At 37.0% G+C, this 887-nt stretch carries 2 protein-coding genes; both read right to left on the reverse strand.

The genetic code is table 11. The features are described 5' to 3' along the window. Positions 1 to 156: 156 nt before the first annotated feature. Positions 157 to 504: a HepT-like ribonuclease domain-containing protein gene (locus tag ACH8E3_RS16660; RefSeq protein ID WP_458633769.1), complete on the reverse strand. Its 348-nt coding sequence runs from the start codon at positions 502 to 504 to the stop codon at positions 157 to 159. Next, entirely contained in the window at positions 501 to 788 is a 288-nt protein-coding gene (locus ACH8E3_RS16665) for a nucleotidyltransferase family protein (protein ID WP_458633770.1), read from the reverse strand. The genes ACH8E3_RS16660 and ACH8E3_RS16665 overlap by 4 nt, the downstream gene beginning before the upstream one ends. Positions 789 to 887: the final 99 nt, after the last annotated feature.

Genomic DNA, 887 nt, shown 5'->3' on the forward strand with positions numbered 1-887 from the left:
ATAACGTTCGCGCATTACCGACGTCCAATCGGCTTAAGGACCGTAGGTCCGTGTGGCTCTGCCACTTAGCCGGTTGGATGTGTCACCTGAATTAACTTCTGTGAAACTTCCTCTTGGTGACCTAGGGAGCATAGCGACCGCTGTGGTAATGTAATGTTAGGTGATGTCCCCTTCCTCCTGAATAGCTTTCACAAGATTTGGACGTGATTCTGGTAAATTCGTTTTTATTACTTCCCATACAATGGATTCATCAACTCCAAAATATTGATGAATCAGTATATTTCTTAGTCCTATCATGTTTCTCCATGGAATATCAGGATACTTATTCCGAACCTCATCTGATACATTTCTTGCTGCCTCTCCTATAATTTCTAGATTCCGAATCACTGCATCTATTAACATTTGATTATCCAAAAAGGAGTCATATTCGACTCCTCCAATGTAAATATCTATTCGATTCATAGATTCTAAAATATCCAACAGTGACGTTAGTGATCGGTTCATTGAAACTGCACCTCACTTAATATTTCTTGTTTCATATATGGTTTAAGAGCATTTTCTGTTACTAGATCTACTGGTTTGTTAAATATGGATTCCAAATAATCTTTTAGCTCTAAGAATTCAAACCCTACAGGTCGAATGAACTCAACTAATATGTCGATGTCGCTTGTTTCTGTCTGCTCTTCACGTGCATATGAGCCAAATATCCCGATTTTACCCACAAAATATTGTTCTAACAGAATTTCTTTTTGATCTTTGAGTATGTTTCCAATTTCTTCTCGCTTCATTGAATTCACCCCATCTAAAAAGTAATATATCTTCATTATATCCTAATCTCGTTCATCTTGTTCTATACATATTATCTTAAGGGGATTTCACCTAACGTT

The sequence above is a fragment of the Paenibacillus sp. CMAA1364 genome (genome assembly GCF_054373195.1).